Below are 17,210 nucleotides of genomic sequence, written 5' to 3'. Positions count from 1 at the left end.
TCGAGCGGATCTACCGCGAAGAACGGCGAGACCTTGTCCGCCATTGGTCCGAGGACAATGGTCGAGCGGCTGCGCCGCACAAAGCGCAAGAAGATCCCGCGTGAGGGCCGTGAGGGGGCCTGGTGCCCGATCGCACCCAACCAGCGCTGGTCGCTCGACTTCACCAGCGATGCGCTGGCGAATCGCCGCAAGTTTCGCACGGCCAACCTGAGGGATGACTGCACGCGCGAGTGATGAGCCATTGTTGCGCCATTGGTTCAAGCACAATGGCGAATGCGATCGAGGTGGATTTCTCGTTGCCGGGAGAGCGGGTGGTGGAGATGCTGGAACGCGTGGCCCGAGAACGGGGTTATCCCGATATCCTGGTCGTCGACAACGGCCCGGAACTGCGCGGGCGCGCGCTCGACGGATGGGCGGATGATCATGGCGTTCAGCTGTATTTCATCGACCCGGGCAAACCGACCCAGAACGCCTATATCGAGAGCTTCAACGGGCGATACCGCGAAGAATGCCTGAACCAGCACTGGTTCACCAACATCGGTGAAGCCCGTGAAATCATCGAGGACTGGAGGATCGATTACAACACGGAGCGCCCGCACAGCAGCCTGAAGTATCGGACCCCGGAGGAGTTCGCAGCCGCAAGACCCTTCGACAAAACGCAATGGGCGCAGCCGCTTGAGCTGCCCGATGGCTCCGCGCCCGCGCCCATTGCTCACGCCGCCGAATGATGGCACACAAAAGGAGAACAGGCTCGACTTACGACTGGCCCTGCAAAAAGGGGCAGGTCACCGCCAGAAGCCGCCGAATCCCGATCAGGGCAATCAGACGCTTGATGTTGTAGGCCAGAACGTGAAGCGCCATTTCCGTGCGCACATGTGTCAGTCGCCGCATCCGGAAATGTGTCGCGCCCATCCAGGCCTTGATCGTGCCGAACGGGTGTTCGACGGTCGAGCGGCGCAGCCTCATCAGCGAGGGATCGCGGCTCATCCGATCTCGCATCTCGTCGACCAGATGCTCGTGCTCCCAGCGGGTGATCCGCCGCTCGTTCCCGGTGGTGCAGCGCGCCTTGACCGGGCAGTCTGCGCACACGTTCGTCCAGTAGCGCCTCAGCATCAGGCCGGCTTCCTCGGTCGTATACCGATATGTCAGCGTTTCGCCCACCGGACAGCGGTAGACATCGGCAGCGGCATCATAGGCGAAGTCGGCCTTCACATACATGCCCTTGCGCCGGTTGCCCGAGGTCTCGGGCCGCGGAAGGGTCGTGGTGATGCCATCCTCGTGACAGGCCAGAATGTCCCGACCGCTGAAATAGCCCCTGTCCGCGACGGCCTTCATCTCGTCGCGTCCGAGAACTGCCTTGGCGGCCTGCGCCATCGGCGCCAGCTGATCGCGATCGTGCCCTGTGTTGGTCACGTCATGCGCGACGATCAGGTGTGTTGCGGTATCGACAGCTGACTGGGTGTTGTAACCAATGAGCCCGCTGCCCCGCGCGCTGGTCGCCATGGCCCGTGCATCCGCATCGGTGAGTGAGATCTGCCCGTCCGGGGCGTCGTTCAATGCCTGATCCATCTCCTGTAGACGCTCGATCTCCTGCCGGATGCGACCGTATCTCTGGGCAAGATTGGCGATCTTTTCTTCTCGGGCCTCCCCTTTGTCCTGCCGGTCGATCCGCACCATCTCTTCGAGATATCGATCGATGCCGGCCTCGAGGTGGGCGATCCGGCTTGCGATCTTGCCCTTGGTGAAGGTCTTGTCCCGGTTATTCACCGCCTTGAACCTGGAGCCATCGATCGCGACGCAATCGCCCTTCAGAACGCCGATCTGACGGCAGATCTGAACAAAACCGGCGCAGGTCTTGCGGATCGCAGCACCGTTGTCGCGCCGGACATCGGCAATCGTCTTGTGGTCCGGGATCAGCCGGCCCATCAACCACATCACCTCCACGTTGCGCCCGGCCTCCCGCTCCAGCGCGCGGCTGGACGGGACGCGGTTCAGATACCCGTAAATGAAAAGCTTCAGAAGGGCTGACGGGCGATATCCCGGCCGTCTCGTCCGCGCATGCGAGGTACGTGCGAAACCAAGATCAGCTAGATCAAGTTCGTCCACGAACAGATCAACAACCCTGACGAGACTGTCCTCGTCAATCCAGTCTTCCACACGGTCCGGAAACAGCGTGACCTGATCCCGATCCACCCCTTCAATGAAACCCGACATGAATGTCCCCAAATATCGCTGAAAGCATACCACATCTTGGGGTTTTCACACAGCCTCGGCTGCATGTGGTCATTTGACATTCTTGCTGGGGATACGTGCCTCCTGACTTGGTGCTTTCCCTGACACGGGCATCTTGTGTCGGGGGCCGAACACTAGACGGTCTGCGAAAAATCCGCCCGACGGTAGCCTTGGACGTAAAGCAGCGCGGTCAGGTCGCCGTGATGGATGCGGATATCGCATTGCGCGGCGACCGCGGGCTTTGCGTGCAAGGCGACCCCCGTGCCCGCGCGTTCCAGCATGCCAAGGTCGTTCGCGCCGTCGCCGACGGCGATCACATCGGGTTCGGACAGTCCGAGACGGGCGGTGATATCCTCAAGGGCCTGAACCTTGGCCGCCCGGCCCAGGATCGGGCGCGCCACATCCCCCAGCAGCAGGCCGTCTGCGGACAACAGCGTGTTGGCGCGGTGTTCGTCAAAGCCGAGATGCGCCGCGACCGCCGCGGTGAACGCGGTGAAGCCGCCCGAGACCAGCGCGCAATACGCCCCGTGCGCGCGCATCGTCGCGACCAGTTCGGCACCGCCCGGCATATAGGTGATGCGGGTATTCAGGACATCGGTGACCATTGTCTCGGGCAGGTCCTTCAGCAGTGCCACGCGTTCCAGCAGTGCGTCCTCGAAATCCAGCTCGCCATTCATCGCGCGTGCCGTGATGTCGCGCACATGTGCGCCGATCCCTGCCACCTCTGCCAGTTCGTCGATGCATTCCTGCCGGATCATCGTGCTGTCCATGTCGGCCAGAAGCATACGCTTGCGGCGCCCCTGGCCGGGCTGGACCACCATGTCGACACCCTGCCGGTGCAGATCCTGCCAGACATCGTGGCGGTTGTCCGGCATCTCGGGCATGTCGAATTCCGCCGCCTCATCCGGTCCAAGCCATATCGCGTCACCGCCGCCCCAGGCGTTGCGCAACGCCTCGACAAGGGCAGGGTCCAGCGCGCCGGGGGGGGCGATGAGGGTGGTTGTAAACATTGTGCAGGTTTCCGATCGTGGACACGGGATGTCGCATTTTTCACTCGATTGACGCTTTAGCGCCATTTCCGCACTTGCGAAAGAGGCGCAAAACACGTATCGCCAGAGTTGGGACACTCTTCCCCAACGAAGGGCGCTTATCTGGAAGGATAGCAGACATGACGATACAGAAACCGGCAACGCGGCCGGCCAATCCGCGTTTTTCCTCTGGCCCCTGTGCCAAACCCCCCACATTCGAATTGAACAAGCTTGCTGACGCGCCCTTGGGTCGGTCGCACCGTGCGGGCGTGGGCAAGGCCAAGCTCAAGGCCGCGATCGATGGCACCCGCGAGATCCTCGGCGTGCCCGACGACTACCGCATCGGCATCGTGCCGGCCTCCAATACCGGGGCGCTGGAAATGGCGATGTGGACCATGCTGGGCGCCCGCAAGGTCGAGATGCTGGCCTGGGAAAGCTTCGGCGCGGGTTGGGTTACCGACGCGGTCAAGCAGCTGAAACTGGATGCCGAGGTGAAGACCGCCGAATATGGCGAGATCGTCGATCTGGACAGCGTCGATACCGACAATGACGTCGTGTTCACCTGGAACGGCACCACGTCCGGTGTGCGCGCGCCCAATGGCGACTGGATCAAATCCGATCGCGAGGGCCTGACGATCTGTGATGCGACATCTGCGGCCTTTGCGCAGACCTTGCCCTGGGACAAGCTGGATGTGACCACGTTCAGCTGGCAAAAGGCACTTGGCGGCGAGGCGGCGCATGGTATGCTCATCCTCAGCCCGCGCGCCGTTGAGCGGCTGGAAAATTATACGCCACCCTGGCCGCTGCCGAAGGTTTTCCGCCTGACCAAGGGCGGCAAGCTGAACGAGGGCATCTTCGTGGGCGAGACGATCAACACGCCCTCGATGATGGCGGTCGAGGATTACCTGCTGGCGCTCGACTGGGCGCGCAGCGTGGGCGGCATGGACGGCCTGCGAGAGCGGGCCTACGCGAACCTTGCGGTCGTGCAGTCCTTCGTGGCCGAGCATCCGTGGCTGGCGTTCCTGGCCCACGAGCCCGCGATACGCTCGAACACCTCCGTTTGCCTGAAGTTCACCGATGACCGGATCACTGACGGCGCGGCCTTTGCCAAGGCCGTCGTCAAGCGGCTGGAGGCCGAGGATGCGGCGTATGATGTCGGCTCGTATCGCGATGCGCCGCCGGGTCTGCGGATCTGGTGCGGCGGCACCGTCGAGACCGCTGATGTCACCGCGCTGATGCCGTGGATCGAGTGGGCCTACCAGACCGAGATCGCGGCGCTGTCCGAAACGGCGTAACCACGATTTCTTGCAAAGAAATCGGTCCGGACTCTTTCAAAGAGTCCGGGCACCTCCCCGATATGTCTCATCAAAGGAACCCGGACATGGCACCCAAGGTACTCGTCTCCGACAAACTTTCCGAAACCGCCGTGCAGATCTTTCGCGATCGCGGCATCGAGGTTGATTTTCAGCCCGATCTGGGCAAGGACAAGGACAAGCTGGCAGAGGTGATCGGCGATTATGACGGTCTCGCCATCCGCTCGGCCACCAAGGTCACCGAAAAGATCCTCGACGCGGCCACCAACCTCAAGGTGATCGGCCGCGCCGGCATCGGCACCGACAATATCGACAAGGCCGCGGCCTCGAAAAAGGGCGTGATCGTGATGAACACGCCCTTTGGCAACATGATCACCACCGCCGAACACGCGATCGCGATGATGTTCTCGATCGCCCGGCAGATCCCTGCGGCCTCGGCCTCGACCCAGGCCGGGAAATGGGAAAAGTCCAAGTTCATGGGGGTGGAGCTGACCGGCAAGACCCTTGGCGTGATCGGCGCCGGCAATATCGGCAGCATCGTCTGCGACCGCGCGCGTGGCCTCAAGATGAAGGTGGTGGCCTACGATCCCTTCCTCGGGCAGGAAAAGGCCGACAAGATGGGCGTGGAAAAGGTCGAGCAACTCGATGATCTGCTCAAACGGGCTGATTTCATCACCCTGCACGTGCCGATGACCGACCAGACCCGCAACATCCTCAGCCGCGAGGCGCTGGAGAAAACCAAGAAAGGCGTGCGCATCATCAACTGCGCGCGCGGCGGTCTGGTCGATGAACAGGCACTCGCCGATCTCATCAAGTCGGGCCACGTGGCCAGTGCCGCCCTCGACGTCTTCGCCGAGGAACCCGCGACCGAGAACCCGCTGTTCGGCCTGCCCAACGTGGTCTGTACGCCGCATCTGGGCGCCGCCACCACCGAGGCGCAGGAAAACGTCGCCCTGCAGGTGGCCGAGCAGATGTCGGACTACCTGCTGACCGGGGCCGTCGCCAACGCGATCAACATGCCCTCGGTCACCGCCGAAGAGGCCAAGGTCATGGGGCCGTGGATCAAGTTGTCGGATCATCTGGGCAATTTCATCGGGCAGATGACGGACGAGCCGATCAAGGCGATCAACATCCTCTACGATGGCGTCGCCAGCGAGATGAACCTTGGTGCGCTCACATCGTCCGCCGTGGCCGGGATCATGAAATCGGTGAACCCCGAGGTGAACATGGTGTCCGCCCCCGTGGTGGCCAAGGATCGCGGTATCAAGATCAGCACCACCCGGCAGGACAAGTCCGGTGCCTTCGAGGGCTACATCAAGATTACCGTGGTCACGTCCAAGCGCGAACGCTCGATCGGGGGCACGGTGTTCTCGGACGGCAAGCCGCGCTTCATCCAGATCAAGGGCATCAATATCGATGCCGAGATCGGGCAGCACATGGTCTATACCACCAACGAGGACCAGCCCGGCATGATCGGTACGTTGGGCAACACGATGGGAGAGCACGGCGTCAACATCGCCAATTTCACCCTCGGCCGTTCCGATGCCGGCGGCGAGGCGATCGCCCTGCTTTACGTGGACGCGCCGGTGCCCGAGGCGGCGATCAAGGCGTTGCATGCGACGGGCAAGTTCCGACAGATCCGCCCGCTGCAATTCGACATGGGCTGACAGCGGCATCGCCCCGATGAGCGATGGACGGGATCGCCTGCCTGCGCTATCAGGCAGGCGATTTCGCTTTGCAAAGGAAACCGGTGCCCATGTCCGGCCATGCCACGCCGACCCCCATGACATCGCATCCCAGCGGGCCCTTGTCGGGGCGCGCCGCGGTGCCGGGTGACAAGTCGATCTCGCACCGTGCGCTGATCCTCGGGGCGCTCTCGGTTGGCGAGACGGTGATCACCGGGCTGCTGGAAGGCGAGGACGTTCTGGATACCGCCCGCGCGATGCGCGCCTTCGGGGCCGAGGTGGCGCGCGACGCGGACGGTACGTGGCGCGTGCACGGTGTCGGTGTGGGCGGCTTTTTCGAACCCGACCACGTGATAGATTGCGGCAATTCCGGAACCGGGGTGCGGCTGATCATCGGGGCGATGGCCACCACCGGGATAACCGCCACCTTCACCGGCGACGCGAGCCTCAACAAGCGGCCCATGGCGCGGGTGACCGATCCGCTGGCGCTGTTCGGGGCGCGGGCGGTGGGGCGCGCAGGCGGGCGTCTGCCGATGACGATCGAAGGCGCCGCCGACCCGATCCCGGTGAACTACACGGTGCCGGTGCCGTCGGCGCAGGTCAAGTCTGCCGTGCTCTTTGCCGGGCTGAACGCGCCCGGCGACACCGTGGTGATCGAACGCGAGGCCACCCGCGACCATACCGAGCGGATGCTGGCCGGTTTCGGCGCGCGGATCGTCACCGAGGATACGCCCGAGGGCCGTGTCATCACCTTGACCGGCCAGCCAGAGCTTGTGCCGCAGACCATCGCGGTGCCGCGCGATCCCTCGTCGGCGGCGTTCCCGGTCTGTGCCGCGCTGATCACGCCGGGATCCGATGTGGTGGTGCCGGGTATCGGTCTCAACCCGACGCGGGCGGGGCTGTTTACCACGCTGCGAGAGATGGGCGCGGATCTGGTTTATGAAAACGAGCGTAAAGAGGGCGGCGAGCCGGTGGCGGATCTGCGCGCGCGCTTCTCGCCCGACCTGCGCGGCATCAGCGTGCCGCCGGAACGCGCGGCCAGCATGATCGACGAATACCCCGTCCTGTCGGTGGTCGCCGCCTTCGCGCGCGGCGAGACCGTGATGCGCGGGGTCAAGGAACTGCGCGTCAAGGAAAGCGACCGCATCGCGGCGATGGCCGACGGCCTGCGCGATGGCGGTGTCACCGTCGAGGACGGTCCCGACTGGTGGATCGTCACGGGGCGCGGGCCGGGTGGCGTGCCGGGCGGACAGACCTGCGCCAGCCATCTCGACCACCGGATCGCGATGTCGTTCCTGGTGATGGGCATGGCCAGCCAAGCCCCCGTCAGCGTCGACGACGCCGGTCCGATCGCCACCTCGTTTCCCATATTCGAACCGCTGATGGCACAGCTCGGCGCGGATATCCGCCGCGGTTGACGCGCCTCTTTGGGGGCGATGCCGTGGAATGCATGCGTGTGTGCATCTCTTGCGCATCCTGTGTGCGTTCTTGCCGCAGCGTCCAGCGGGAAACAATGTTGATGCTTAAAGCCCTATTGTGTACGTGACGTCGCGCAGATCAGCTGTTTAACTGTTTGATATACAACCAGAAGTGGAAATGTACAATGTACAGAGTAATAACTGGCCCGGTCGTGGCGGGTATCGCGATGCCCTTGACCGCCCTTGTGGGCGTGTCCACGGCAGAGGCCGCGACCGTGCTTACACCGAGCAATATCATCGTCAGCACGCCGTCGGGCAGCAATGACACGTCCAACCCATATACCGATGACGTCCTCCTCGATTCACTGACATTTCGTGCCGATGATAGCGCTAAGGACACGGTATACGACGGGACGCAGGGATCGTTCAGCGCCGTAAGTCGGTTCGAGGTTCTGACCGGCCGCGGCGGAATAAACGCCGAATGGGGGGACACTGACGACGGGTCGGACGGCGACGACACCCCGTTCGCAAAGGCAGGCTATCCCGACGCCGATCAGGAGACCACCGATCCGACAATTCAGGACGCCGCACTTCTCAACGCCTTCAACAGTCGCAGCCTGAGCGAGATTACCGATGGCGAAGGATCGAGCGGGCAGGGCGGCGACGAGCCTGCAAGCTTCAAGGTCGAATTTGCCCAAAGTCTTTCATTCGATGATGTCGGCAACGACGGTCTGCCGGACGTTCTTTTCTTTGAACGCGGTATGAACGATATCTTCGATGTCGAACTGATTACTGGCGGAACCTTCGAAAACCCCGTGTATTCCGATACGGTCAGAATCAACAGCGGCGATTTCATTTCGGCCGGATTCTCGATCAATACCGTCGAGATTGCCAATGCGCAGGAAATGGGTGTCGGGGGATTTGACCTGGCCGATTTCGGGCTTGGATCGGGCGATACCGCGTTTGGATTCCGACTGGCGGAACAAGAGGGCACAGGCCCTGACCTTGGCGGGTTTTTCCTGTCGGCCGAGGATCCCGAGATATTCGGCCCGCCGCTCAGCGTCGCGGCCGTGCCGCTGCCTGCGTCGCTCTGGATGCTGCTCGGGGGGCTCGGCCTCGGGTTCGGCGCGCTGCGCACGCGCCGCTCGGGCTGATCCGGCCCCACCATCGTTGTGCCCCGTGTCCACGCCCGGACACGGGGCTTTTTCATGCAGACGTCACCGCGCCTGCCGCTGCCGCCACAGCGTGAACAGCCCGGCGCCCACGATCAACGCCGCACCAAGCGCCACGTTGAGCCGGATCGTCTCGGAAAACACGAGGATTCCAAGGGTGCTGGCAAACAGAAGTTGCAGATAGGCAAAAGGCTGCACCGCGCTCGCCTCCGCGACCTCGTAGCATTTGATCAGCGTGAAATGCCCCGCAGCCCCGGTCACGCAAAGCGCGGCCATCCACGCCCAGTCCGGGGCCGTCATCGGCTCCCAGAACCATATGCCTACCCCCGTCATCGCGACCGATCCGACAGTTCCGGTCCAGAAAAATGACGTGGCCGCGCTATCCCGGTGGGCCACGTAGCGCGTCAAAAGCCCGTACAGCGCGAACATCAGCGCCGCGATGAACGGCACCACCGCCTGCGGCTGGAACACCCCGAAACCGGGCTTGAGGATGATGATCACCCCGATGAACCCGACCCCGATCGCGACCCACCGGCGCCAGCCGACACGCTCGCCCAGCACGGGCCCGGACAGGGCCGCGATCAACAGCGGGTAGCAGGCAAAGACCGCGTGGCTTTCGACAAGCCCCAGCAGGGTAAAGCCGAAGACCATGATGCAGATCTCGGCGATCAGCAGCACCGCGCGAAACCCCTGCATCAGCGGTTGCGACGTGGCGGCCGCGGCGCGCAAGCCCCCGGCCTGGCGGGCGGCCACGGTTATCACGAAGGCGGCAAAGAACCAGTAGCGGATCATCACCACCATCAGCACGTTGTATTCCCCGGCCAGATGTTGCGAGATGCCGTCCTGAACCGCAAAGATGAAGGTCGTCAGCACCATCATCCAGATGCCGAGCCGGGTATTCTGTTCCGTCATGCGCTGCCTTTCACGGCCACGGTCATGTGCCGTTTACGGCCATATCCCGGTTGGCGTCTCACGTGAAAGCCCGCCTCTGCAAGCCCCCGGCGCACGAAACCGGCGGCGGTATAGGTCGCGGCCGTGCCGCCGGGACATGTGTGGCGCGCGACCTCGGCCATCAGATCCGGCTGCCAGAGTGCGGGGTTCTTCGCCGGCGAAAACCCGTCGAGAAACCACGCATCGGCCATGTCGTGCCAATGGGTTAGCGTGTGGCGTGCATCGCCGGTAACAAGCCTGAAGCTCAGATCCGGGCGCTCGATCCGGGTTGCGCCTGCCCGCCAGAAGGGCGCAAGCTCGGTTGCAATCGGTTCGATTTCCGCAAACCGGCTATGCGCCCTCCGCATGTCGGCTGGGGCGATCGGCCAGGCCTCGAACGAGGTGTAGTGCAGCCGCCCCGACACGCCCGCCGCGCGCCACGCCGCAAGCGCCGCCAGCAGGTTCAGCCCGGTGCCGAACCCCAACTCGGCGATGTGAAACCCGTCGCGGAACCGCGCCGGCAGGTCATTGCCGGAAAGAAACACGTGCCGTGTTTCGGCCAACCCGTTCTCGAGACTGAAATAAGGATCGTCGAACATCGCCGAGACGGGCACATCGTCGTCACGCCAGACGAGATCGGCGGGATGGTCCTGCATGCGGTGATCCTCTAGGACAGGCGGAACGGGGCAAAGCATCGCGCGGAGGCGGCGGAATGACAACGGCTGATGTGACAGTGCGCGGCGCGGGGATCTTCGGGCTGTCGGTGGCCTGGGCCTGTGCGCAGCGTGGCGCGAAAGTGCGGGTGATCGACCCGCACGGCCCCGGCGCGGGCGCGTCGGGCGGTATCGTCGGCGCGCTTGCCCCGCACGTGCCGGAAAACTGGAATGACAAGAAGGCGTTCCAGTTCGACAGCCTGATCATGGCCGAGGATTTCTGGGCGGAGGTGGCTGCGGTGTCGGGCCTGTCACCCGGCTATGCGCGGACCGGCCGCGTGCAGCCGGTGACCGATGAGGCCGCACTGAAGCTTGCGCACGACCGGGAGATCAGCGCGCGCCGGCTGTGGCAAGATAAGGCCGCATGGCGCGTGGCACCTGCGACGGGCGACTGGTGCCCGTACAGCCCGACCGGCTACGTCATTCACGATACGCTGACCGCGCGCCTGCACCCCCGGCGCGCCTGCGACGCACTGGCCGCGGCGTTGCAGGCCAAGAGCGCAGAGGTGCTGTGCGAGGGCCCGGACGAGGGGTGCGTGCTCTGGGCCACCGGTGTCGTGGGGCTGGAGGCGCTGAACGCCGGGCACCCCCGTCTTGTCGGGGGCGGCGTCAAGGGGCAGGCCGCTCTCTTGGATCTCGATATGCGCGACCGGCCGCAGCTTTTCGCTGACGGGCTGCATATCGTGCCACATGCGGATGGCACGACCGCCATCGGCTCGACCTCCGAACGTGTCTATGACGATCCCGCCGGCACCGATGACCAGCTCGACGCGGTGATCGCGCGGGCGATGGCGGCGGTGCCTGTGCTGGCCGGGGCGCGCGTGGTTGCCCGTTGGGCCGGGGTGCGGCCGCGCGCCCGCAGCCGTGCGCCGATGCTGGGCACGCATCCGCTGCATGCGGGCCAGTTCATCGCCAATGGCGGGTTCAAGATCGGTTTCGGCATGGCCCCGAAGGTGGCTGGGGTGATGGCCGACCTGATGCTCGACGGGCGCGATGCGATCCCCGAAGACTTCCGGCCGGAAGCGTCGCTGTGACGCACGCTCAACCTGCCCCGGCAGGCTGAGAAAGCCCGCTGTCCGGATCGCCCAATTGATCAAGCAGCCCCGAGATGTCCTCGATCAGCTCGGCCACGACATGTATGACGCCGGCCTGCCGTTCTACCCGGCCGGTCACCCGCAACAGCCGTCCCGAGACCACCGCGCGACGAAACGTCTCGAAGACATTGCGCCAGATCACCACGTTCACCACGCCGGTCTCGTCCTCCAGCGTCACGAAGACCACGCCCTGCGCGGTACCGGGCCGCTGCCGCAAGAGAACCAGCCCCGCCACAGTGACACGCGCCCCCGCGGATGATGCGGCAAGCTGCGTGGCCACAACGGCAGAGGGTGGATGCGGCAGATGAGTCGTCATGGAAACAAAAATAGAACAAATACCATGTGACACAACTCTTTTGGCAATGCGCCGCAAATGGGGGTGGTCTCCGGCAGGGGGCTTGGCTAGGTAGCCCGATAACACGCGAGCAAAGGGAGCATGCCAGCCATGGCCAGGATTACCTATATCGAGCATAACGGCACCCCTCACGAGGTCGAGGTTCCTACCGGCCTGACCGTGATGGAGGGCGCACGCGACAACAACATCCCCGGAATCGAGGCCGATTGCGGCGGCGCCTGCGCATGTTCGACCTGCCATGTCTATGTCGATCCAGCCTGGGTCGGAAAGTTGCCCGCCAAGGAGGACATGGAAGAGGACATGCTCGATTTCGCATACCAGCCCGATCCCGAGCGTTCGCGCCTGACCTGCCAGCTCAAGGTCAACGACGCGCTTGACGGGCTGGTGGTGCAGATGCCCGAAAAGCAGATCTGACCGCGTCCCTGTTTCTTCTTGGCGAAAATACCCCGGGGAGCGCGAGGGGCAGCGCCCCTCGCCCCGGTCGGATTGCGCGCAGCGCAATTCGAAACATGGAATGTCAGAGCGCGCGCCACCCGATATCGCGACGGCAAAACCCGTCCGGCCAGTCGATCCGGTCGACCAAGCCGTAGGCTCGGTCAGCCGCTTCGCGCAAGCTTGCACCACGCGCCGTGACCGCCAGAACGCGCCCGCCATTGGCGACATATCGCCCCTTGTCCCGTGCCGTGCCGGCGTGAAACACCTGATGAAAGCTGTCCTCGGGGCAATCCTCGATGCCGCTGATCACACTGCCCTTGTCATACGCCCCTGGATAGCCTGCCGCGGCCATCACCACGCTTATCGCGTGATCCTCGGCCCAGTTCACCGGCATCCCGGCCAACCGCCCCTCGGCCACCGCCTGCATCAGGTCGAGGATCTGGCCGCCAAGCCGCATCATCAGGGCCTGACATTCCGGATCGCCGAACCGCACATTGAACTCGACCAGCCGGGGCTGGCCCGCCTCGATCATCAGGCCGACGAACAGCACCCCCTGATAGGGCGTACCGCGTCGCGCCATTTCCGCCAGCACCGGGCGCACGATTGCGTCGAGGGCGGTGTCGGTCACCTCTGGCGTCATCACCGGCGCGGGCGAATAGGCCCCCATGCCGCCCGTGTTGGGGCCGGTATCGCCCTCGCCCGCGCGCTTGTGGTCCTGCGCCGTGCCGATGGGCAGCGCCGTCTCGCCATCGCAGAGCACGAAAAAAGAGGCCTCTTCGCCGGTCATCATCTCTTCGATCACCACCTCGGCGCCGGCGGTGCCGAAACTGCCGCCGAACATGTCGTCAAGCGCGGCAAGGGCCTGGTCCTCGGTCTCGGCGACGATGACGCCCTTGCCCGCGGCCAGACCGTCGGCCTTGATCACGATAGGGGCCCCTTTTGCCTGCACATGCGCGCGGGCGGCCGCGTGATCGGTGAAATGGGCATAGGCCGCGGTCGGCGCCCCCGCAGCCTCGCATATCTCCTTGGCAAAGTGCTTGGACGCCTCCAGCCGCGCCGCGTCGGCCCCCGGCCCGAAAACCAACAACCCGGCGTCGCGCAGCCGGTCGGCCACGCCCGCGACAAGCGGGGCCTCGGGGCCGATGATCACGAAATCCACCGCTTCGGCGTCACAGAACCCCGCGATCGCGCCGCCATCCGACAGGTCGAGCGTGGCACATTCGGCGATCTCTTTGATGCCGGCATTGCCCGGCGCCACGATCAGCCGGTCGCATTTGGGGTTCTGAAGCACCGCCCAGGCCAGGGCATGCTCGCGGCCGCCGCCGCCGAGGATCAGGATGTTCATGCCGCGCATCTCCGTCTTGGCCTTGGCTGCGTCGCGTTCTAGGGTGGTGCGAAACCAGACACAAGCCAAAGCACGAAAAGGCAGGGCCATGTCCGACCTCATCGACGATCCCGACCCCGGCGAGAACGCGCCCGAATTCTCGGTCACCGAGCTTTCGGGCGCGATCAAGCGGGTGATCGAGGGGGAATTCGGCCATGTCCGCGTGCGCGGCGAACTGGGTCGCATCGCGCGGCCGCGCTCGGGGCATATCTACCTTGACCTCAAGGACGACCGGTCGGTGTTGTCGGGGGTGATCTGGAAGGGCGTGGCGTCGCGTCTTTCGGTCCAGCCCGAAGAGGGGATGGAGGTCGTCGCGACCGGGCGGCTGACGACCTTTGGCGGTCAGTCGCGCTACCAGATCGTGATCGAGGACATAAAGCCCGCGGGCGTCGGCGCGCTGATGGCGATGCTGGAAAAGCGCAAGAAGGCGCTGGAGGCCGAAGGGCTGTTCGCCGCCGAGCGCAAGCGCCCCTTGCCCTATCTGCCCGAGATCATCGGCGTCGTCACCTCACCCTCGGGCGCGGTGATCCGCGACATCCTGCACCGCTTGCGCGAGCGGTTCCCGCGCAAGGTGCTGATCTGGCCGGTCGCGGTACAGGGCGAGAAATGCGCGCCCGAGGTGGCGCGTGCGATCCGTGGATTCAACGCCATGACGCCGGGCGGTGCGGTGCCGCGGCCGGACCTGATCATCGTCGCGCGTGGCGGTGGCTCGGTCGAGGATCTGTGGGGCTTCAACGACGAGGCCGTGGTGCGTGCCGCCGCCGAAAGCGACATCCCGCTGATCTCGGCCGTGGGCCACGAGACCGACACGACGCTGATCGATTTCGCCTCGGACAAGCGCGCGCCGACGCCGACGGCGGCGGCGGAACTGGCGGTGCCGGTGCGGCTGGATCTGCTGGCGTGGCTGGATAAGCAGGCGGCGCGGCTCAGCCAGGCGCAAGGCAACGCGATCGGGCTGCGCGGGCAACGCTTGCGGGATCTGTCGCGCGCCTTGCCTAGCCCCGAAACCCTGCTCGAAACACCCCGCCAACGGTTCGACACATGGGCCGAACGTCTGCCCGCCGCGCTGATCCGCACGGTGCAGGTGCGGCGCGTCGCGCTGTCCGAACGGGCGGGTGCGCTGCGCCCGTCACTGTTGCGCCGCGCGGTCGAGGGCGACAGGCGCCGGTTGCGCGACACCGCCGCGCGGCTGAACACACGTGCCCTGACACGCGAGATCGACCAGAAAAAGCGTGATCTCGACCGGCTGAGCACGCGGTTCTCTGACGCCGCGAACCGGCAGGTTCAGGGCTGGCGCGAGCGGATGGAAACGCTCGACCGGCTGCGCGAGACGCTGGGGTACAAGGAGACGCTGCGGCGCGGCTACGCGGTGGTGCGCGGCGACGGCGAACTGGTGACCACGCGCGACCGCGCCGCCGAGGCCACGATGCTGGAGATCGAGTTCGCCGACGGCACGCTCAGCCTTGGTGACGCAGCGGACGCGCCGCGCAAACCGGCCAAGCCCGCGCCCAGGCCGAAAGACCCGCCAAAGGAGCAGGGCAGCCTGTTCTGAGCCTCATGTCGTTTCGCGACAATGCTGCCGGAACGCACGTTTGAGCAGATCCAGCTCTTCGCGCAAAAGGGCCAGTTCTGAACGGATGTCATGGGCCAGAACATCGCCGGCCAGCACCGTGAAACTGTCCAGCACCGTGCCGCTTTTCACATCGTGGATCAGATAGGTCTGCACACCGTCCGACAGCGTCTCGGGCGGGACCGGGACGCGCAGCACCCAATCCCCTGCCTCGGGTCGTGCGATCACCTCGACATCCGGCAAGCGGGTCTGAAGGTGCGTTACCTCGATCTCCGGGGTCGGCCCGTCCGTGGGGGCGCCTGCCAGCACGCCAGCCCAGATCCCCTCGACCAGCCGGGATTCGGTCACCGTCAGATCGGTCATATTCGGTCCTTTCGTCAGAGAGCGGCCCGCAGGCGGCGGCTCAGTGTGACGTCATGCACTGCGACATGGCTCATATGCGGGGTGTCGAGGATCAGGTCGATCCATGCGTGCCCCAACCGCCTGTCGTCGAGTTTCGAATAGGCGAGATCGAACTCGACCGTGGTCTCGGGGGCGTCGAGGGGCAGTTCGCGCACGAGCTGTTCCGTGTTCGGGCCGTGCCTGACGTTGAGCCGGGCGAAGATCTTTACAGGGGTTTCCACCGCGATGATCGTGTCGAGCCGCACAAGATGCTGTCGCGTCAGACCCTCGATCGCCGATCGCGGCAGGTCGAGCACCAGCGACAGGAACGACCCCTCGAAGGCGAACACCTCAAGCTGCAGGCCGTAGGGCGCGCGGTCGTCGGCGCGCGTGTTGCGTGTCTGACGCACCGCAAGCTCTGACCGGGGGCAATCGTGAAAGACGGTCACCTCGTGTCCCAAGGTGGATTTCGAGCGCACCGATGCCATGCCGGGCGCCGCCAGCGGAGTGTGCCAGACCTCGGGACGCCATGACCAGTCGGTGCCGTGAGGCGTGGCCGGTGGCACGGCGTCGATCCGTGGTGCCGCCAGACGTGCGTCGGCAGTGCGGATCACCTCGTTCAGGGCGGTCCAGAGCGGCTTGGCGCGGGCCCGTGCCGCGTGCAGTCCTGCACGGTCCATGACCGGCGCGTGGCGCGCGACCTTTCGCCAGATACGCAGGGTGTGCCGGTGGACGGCGCTGTCGAGGATGTTCATGCTGCCTGCGCCCTTTCGGTCCTGTTCAGGCCTGTCGGTTCGTTATTGGAACACCGAAACGTTTTCAATTCATGATCCGGGGGACGCTCCGGCCCGGAAACCTGCCGTGCGTGCCCCGCAATCGCCTTCGTTCCCGTCAGCCCCGGTCGTTTGCGCCGCGTGGCGGGCTTGCCGCGCGCAGCGTTGCGGCGAGATCGCCCAGCAGGTCGCGCCCGCGCGCCCCGGCAATGGCCCCGTCCCGTGGGCCATAGGCGGCCAGCCCCACGATATGACCGTTGATCACCAGGGTGGCGCGCCAATACGCGGGATCGCCGCCCGGCAGCACCGTCTCGCCACCTTCGGCGACATGGACAAGGGTAAGGTCGTCGCTTTCCTCGGCGCGGCGGACGGTATCGGGGCCCACGGCCCTTGCCATCGCGGAGGCGTCGGGCGGCGCAGCCTGGGCCGCGCGCGGCAGCACCGACACGGTCATGACCGCGGGATCGACGGCAATGCCCATCTGGCCTGTCAGGCTTTCGCAACTGGCCAGAAGGGCAAAGCGCCCGCCGATCTCGCGTTTGACGCTGTCGGGGTCGATGCAATAGCCGCGTGGTCCTGTCACGGTCACCGCGCCGTCATAGAAGGCGACCGCGCTTGGCGTATCCGTCCGGGACGGTGCGCCAGCCAGATCGAGGCAGGCGGCCAGTGGCAGGCACAAGACCGGCCACACGCCCCGCAACCCGCGCCCGTTCGGGGGCCGGATCAC

At 65.2% G+C, this 17,210-nt stretch carries 17 protein-coding genes and 1 pseudogene; 9 read left to right on the top strand and 9 right to left on the bottom strand.

Features of this window, described 5'->3' with window-relative positions; all coding sequences use genetic code 11:
- Positions 1-234: pseudogene (locus ACROSR_RS14300) on the top strand (hypothetical protein); the annotation flags it as partial.
- Positions 234-728, top strand: a complete 495-nt coding sequence (locus tag ACROSR_RS14295; RefSeq protein WP_432686193.1) for an integrase core domain-containing protein — start codon at positions 234-236, stop codon at positions 726-728. The pseudogene ACROSR_RS14300 and the gene ACROSR_RS14295, both read left to right, overlap by 1 nt.
- Positions 729-756: 28 nt before the next feature.
- Here ACROSR_RS14295 and ACROSR_RS14290 read toward each other — a convergent pair whose 3' ends face one another.
- Both ACROSR_RS14290 and serB read right to left on the bottom strand, forming a co-directional pair.
- Positions 757-2,214 (bottom strand): IS1182 family transposase, encoded by a 1,458-nt coding sequence (locus tag ACROSR_RS14290; protein WP_432686191.1) that lies wholly within the window; start codon positions 2,212-2,214, stop codon positions 757-759.
- A gap of 152 nt (positions 2,215-2,366) precedes the next feature.
- On the bottom strand, positions 2,367-3,242 hold the full coding sequence (gene serB, locus ACROSR_RS14285; RefSeq protein WP_432686189.1) for a phosphoserine phosphatase SerB: 876 nt from the start codon (positions 3,240-3,242) through the stop codon (positions 2,367-2,369).
- 158 nt (positions 3,243-3,400) lie between these two features.
- On the opposite strand from serB, the gene ACROSR_RS14280 reads away from it, so the two are divergent.
- The 4 genes from ACROSR_RS14280 (at position 3,401) to ACROSR_RS14265 (ending at position 8,830) form a co-directional block, all read left to right on the top strand.
- Positions 3,401-4,555: a phosphoserine transaminase gene (locus ACROSR_RS14280; protein ID WP_432686187.1), complete on the top strand. Its 1,155-nt coding sequence runs from the start codon at positions 3,401-3,403 to the stop codon at positions 4,553-4,555.
- 86 nt (positions 4,556-4,641) lie between these two features.
- The gene (gene serA, locus ACROSR_RS14275; protein WP_432686185.1) at positions 4,642-6,240 is read left to right on the top strand and encodes a phosphoglycerate dehydrogenase; all 1,599 of its coding nucleotides are present in this window, start codon (positions 4,642-4,644) and stop codon (positions 6,238-6,240) included.
- 89 nt (positions 6,241-6,329) lie between these two features.
- The gene (gene aroA, locus ACROSR_RS14270; RefSeq protein WP_432686183.1) at positions 6,330-7,676 is read left to right on the top strand and encodes a 3-phosphoshikimate 1-carboxyvinyltransferase; all 1,347 of its coding nucleotides are present in this window, start codon (positions 6,330-6,332) and stop codon (positions 7,674-7,676) included.
- A gap of 185 nt (positions 7,677-7,861) precedes the next feature.
- The gene (locus ACROSR_RS14265) at positions 7,862-8,830 is read left to right on the top strand and encodes an exosortase-dependent surface protein XDP2 (RefSeq protein ID WP_432686181.1); all 969 of its coding nucleotides are present in this window, start codon (positions 7,862-7,864) and stop codon (positions 8,828-8,830) included.
- 63 nt (positions 8,831-8,893) lie between these two features.
- Here the strand turns inward: ACROSR_RS14265 and ACROSR_RS14260 are convergent, their stop codons facing one another.
- Positions 8,894-9,760 carry a DMT family transporter gene (locus tag ACROSR_RS14260; RefSeq protein WP_432686179.1) on the bottom strand — a complete coding sequence of 289 codons (867 nt, stop codon included), beginning with the start codon at positions 9,758-9,760 and terminating at the stop codon, positions 8,894-8,896.
- Positions 9,757-10,434, bottom strand: coding sequence for a tRNA (5-methylaminomethyl-2-thiouridine)(34)-methyltransferase MnmC2 (gene mnmC2 / locus ACROSR_RS14255; RefSeq protein WP_432686177.1), 678 nt, complete (start codon positions 10,432-10,434; stop codon positions 9,757-9,759). Before mnmC2 ends, ACROSR_RS14260 begins: the two co-directional genes overlap by 4 nt.
- A gap of 56 nt (positions 10,435-10,490) precedes the next feature.
- Here mnmC2 and ACROSR_RS14250 point away from each other — a divergent pair, with 56 nt between their 5' ends.
- Positions 10,491-11,525: an NAD(P)/FAD-dependent oxidoreductase gene (locus tag ACROSR_RS14250; RefSeq protein ID WP_432686175.1), complete on the top strand. Its 1,035-nt coding sequence runs from the start codon at positions 10,491-10,493 to the stop codon at positions 11,523-11,525.
- A 7-nt stretch (positions 11,526-11,532) separates the two neighbouring features.
- On the opposite strand, the gene ACROSR_RS14245 is transcribed toward ACROSR_RS14250, so the two are convergent.
- Positions 11,533-11,901, bottom strand: coding sequence for an OB-fold nucleic acid binding domain-containing protein (locus ACROSR_RS14245; protein WP_432686173.1), 369 nt, complete (start codon positions 11,899-11,901; stop codon positions 11,533-11,535).
- A 129-nt stretch (positions 11,902-12,030) separates the two neighbouring features.
- On the opposite strand from ACROSR_RS14245, the gene ACROSR_RS14240 reads away from it, so the two are divergent.
- A complete protein-coding gene (locus ACROSR_RS14240) occupies positions 12,031-12,354 on the top strand; it encodes a 2Fe-2S iron-sulfur cluster-binding protein (RefSeq protein WP_432686171.1) in 324 nt (107 codons plus the stop codon).
- Between the two features lie 103 nt (positions 12,355-12,457).
- Here the strand turns inward: ACROSR_RS14240 and purD are convergent, their stop codons facing one another.
- Positions 12,458-13,720 carry a phosphoribosylamine--glycine ligase gene (gene purD / locus ACROSR_RS14235; RefSeq protein WP_432686195.1) on the bottom strand — a complete coding sequence of 421 codons (1,263 nt, stop codon included), beginning with the start codon at positions 13,718-13,720 and terminating at the stop codon, positions 12,458-12,460.
- A gap of 88 nt (positions 13,721-13,808) precedes the next feature.
- On the opposite strand from purD, the gene xseA reads away from it, so the two are divergent.
- Positions 13,809-15,311 carry an exodeoxyribonuclease VII large subunit gene (gene xseA, locus ACROSR_RS14230; protein ID WP_432686169.1) on the top strand — a complete coding sequence of 501 codons (1,503 nt, stop codon included), beginning with the start codon at positions 13,809-13,811 and terminating at the stop codon, positions 15,309-15,311.
- A gap of 3 nt (positions 15,312-15,314) precedes the next feature.
- On the opposite strand, the gene ACROSR_RS14225 is transcribed toward xseA, so the two are convergent.
- The 3 genes from ACROSR_RS14225 to ACROSR_RS14215 form a co-directional block, all read right to left on the bottom strand.
- Positions 15,315-15,692 carry a hypothetical protein gene (locus tag ACROSR_RS14225; RefSeq protein ID WP_432686167.1) on the bottom strand — a complete coding sequence of 126 codons (378 nt, stop codon included), beginning with the start codon at positions 15,690-15,692 and terminating at the stop codon, positions 15,315-15,317.
- Between the two features lie 14 nt (positions 15,693-15,706).
- Positions 15,707-16,465, bottom strand: coding sequence for a DUF6478 family protein (locus tag ACROSR_RS14220; protein WP_432686165.1), 759 nt, complete (start codon positions 16,463-16,465; stop codon positions 15,707-15,709).
- A gap of 136 nt (positions 16,466-16,601) precedes the next feature.
- A complete protein-coding gene (locus ACROSR_RS14215; RefSeq protein ID WP_432686163.1) occupies positions 16,602-17,210 on the bottom strand; it encodes a hypothetical protein in 609 nt (202 codons plus the stop codon).

This window comes from Roseovarius tibetensis (assembly GCF_050896375.1).
Taxonomy (GTDB): domain Bacteria; phylum Pseudomonadota; class Alphaproteobacteria; order Rhodobacterales; family Rhodobacteraceae; genus Roseovarius; species Roseovarius tibetensis.
Note: the sequence above shows the minus strand (reverse complement) of the source record. Positions and strands in the feature narration are given on the sequence as shown.